Raw genomic sequence first — 2,658 nt, 5'->3', positions numbered from 1 at the left:
AGCGAGCGCATGGCCGAAGTCCTGGAGTACGCCTACTGCGAGCGGCTCCTCAAGCTCGTCCGGACGGGAGCACCGCTGCAACCGCTTCGTGAGCTGAACGAGCATCTGGCCCATGTGGTCCATCCCCGTCGGCGCGCCCTGCTGGACGGGTTGGGCCAGCCCTACTTCGCGCGCTGGTCCATGCTGCGGGATCTGGTGGAGATGCGCATCGAGTCCATGCGCAGTGAGGTCCCCTCCCAGGTGCTCAACCGGAAGCACGTCCGGGAGATCCTGGAGCGCATCCAGCTGGAGGGGGAGATGACTCAGCAGCACATCGGTGAGGTCTTCGCGCTCGAGAAGGCCAACCTGTCCCGGATCCTGGCCCTCATGGAGGCCAATGAGCTCATCGACAAGGTGCCGCGGGGGAACGGCAACGCCATCGCCCTGGGAGTCCGGGGGCGGGAGCTGATGCCGCCGAAGGAGGTTGCTCCGCCGCGAGCCGCCGCTCCTGCTGGGCGGCCTCGGCGTCTGGTCTCGCTCCTCGATCCCGACTCCGCTGAAGTCGCATTTCAATAGAGCCCATGACGACGCACGTCTCGACCTTCTACAGCTTCAAGGGGGGCGTCGGACGCACCCTGCTGTTGGCCAACGTGGGCGTGGCCCTGGCGCGAGCCCACCAGAGAGTCCTCCTGTGGGATCTGGACCTGGAAGCGCCGGGGATGCATCACATCGACGGGCTCAAGCCGCGAAGGCCCGCGGCCAGTGGCTTCCTCAAGTGGCTGCTGGAGTGGCAGCAGGCGGGTGCAGACGCCTCCCTTGAGGGCCACCTGTTGGACACCTTCCTGGGCTTGCCCTATGCCGTGCCGGAGGTTCCAGGCCTGTTCGTCCTGCCTGCCTATGGAGTGAGCGAGAACTTCACGCGCCTCTACCAGGAGATCGACTGGCACGCCTTCACCGTCGCGGACCCCGAGCGCGGCATCTCGCTCTTCCAGCAGCTCCTGGACGGGCTTGTGGAACGGGAGAAGTACGGCCACATCCTTCTGGACTCACGAACGGGCATCACGGATCTGGGCGGACTGCTCACCGCGGTGTTGCCCCACGCGACGGTGCTGGTGGGCAACTACTCGGCCCAGAACACGGCGGGGCTGCTGAACGTCTACCGCGCGCTGCAGCCGGCGGTGGCCGGGAAGGTGCCGGAGCGGAGGTATGGGAGGCTGCGGCGGCTCCTGGTGGCCTCTCCGGTGCCGCTCCACGAGACGAAGCAGGCGCTGGAGGCACGCCGTGCCATCTGGAATGGCCAGTTCGAGACTCCGCCGGACGAGACCCGTGTGGAGATTCCCTTCCTGGGGCGGTTGCTCTTTGGGGAGGAGCTGCTGGTCGAGACGGATCCTCGCTCGCCCACGGCCCTGGCCTATCAGGACGTCGCCGAGAGGCTCAGCGAGCTGCGTGAGGAGCGCATCCAGGAGGAGGAGGCCGCCAGCCTGGGCGATCAGCTTTACCCGGAGCACGCACGGGTCCGGCGGATGAGCGGCCCGGAGGGGATCTTTGATGCGGGTCCTTCTTTCGAGCAGCGAGCGGAGAAGCTCCTCCAGCTCCTGGGCTACATGGTGACCCGCCTCGAGCGGCAGGACAGTGGAGCGGACCTCCAGGCCCACCGCAAGAGCGGTCTTCAGCATGAGAGTTACCTAGTGGCCTGCCATGAGGCTCTGCGACCGCTCTCGACGGTGGAGGCGCGCTCGCTCTTGAACGTTCTCCGGCCCGCGGCTGAGCGGCTTCCCGAGAGCAGACTCATGGTGGTCGCGTCCGGCTTCACGTCCGCTGCGCTCAGCTTCTTGCGCGAAGAGCGGCTGCTGACCTTCACTTTAAGAGACCTCGAACGGGAGCTCTTTGACTTCAAGCCGTACTTGTCGCGCCTTCGCAGGAGCTACGAGGAGAGCACGCTGACGCGCACCTACGTACCCCCGCGGCTGAAATCCCTGGAGGTGGAGGGGCGGAGCTCGGAGGCGCTGGAGCGCGGCAAGGCATGGGTGCGTGGGGAGGGTGCACCCCTGTGGCTGGTGGTGGGAGAGTCTGGCTCGGGGAAGACGAGCTTCATCCGAAGGCTCGCCTACGAGCTGGCGACCGCCGCCGAGAAGGATCCCGACAGTCCCGTACCGATTGCCATCCCCCTCAAGGAGTTCTCAGGAGTGGTTTCATTGGAGTCTCTGCTCCAGGAGCATATGGCCACGAGCATGGGCTGGCGGGGAGACCCCGCCATTCTGCTTCACCTGCTCTCAGTTGGGAGGATCGTCCTGCTCCTAGATGGCTTGGACGAGCTAGGTGAGGCGAGGCACTCTCTCCTGGAGGAACAGTTTCGTCGGCTCGCCCGGCCAGCAGCGGCCGTCTCCGAGGAGACGCGCAGCAACCGCGTCCTCCTCACGAGTGGCGCGAAATACTTTCGGGAGGTGCGAAGAGGCGCCCACGCTCGTGATTCAACGTTGAACACGCCGCTCGGGCGCGTCGCCCGGGCGCTCGGCGCAGAGGTCGATGAGTTGGCCGGGTGGGACCGGCAGCAGCTCCATGAATTCCTGGCCCGCTCGTTGGGGCAAGAACGGACCGTACAGTGGGACGCGCTTCTCATGAAGATCGAGGCGAGACCTGAGCTGATCGCTCGCCCCTTGCTGTTGGAGATGCTCCTGA

General features: G+C 66.1%; 2 protein-coding genes. Both read left to right on the top strand.

Annotation, left to right across the window (positions count from 1 at the left end):
- Positions 1 to 555 (top strand): helix-turn-helix domain-containing protein (locus VD972_RS03235; RefSeq protein WP_324980554.1); only part of this gene is annotated, 555 nt, incomplete at its 5' end.
- Positions 556 to 560: 5 nt separating this feature from the next.
- A partial coding sequence (locus tag VD972_RS03230) for a KGGVGR-motif variant AAA ATPase (RefSeq protein WP_324980551.1) occupies positions 561 to 2,658 on the top strand: 2,098 nt, incomplete at its 3' end.

This window comes from Hyalangium sp. (assembly GCF_035629615.1).
Taxonomy (GTDB): Bacteria; Myxococcota; Myxococcia; order Myxococcales; family Myxococcaceae; genus Hyalangium.
This window is presented reverse-complemented; position numbering and strand designations above follow the sequence as displayed.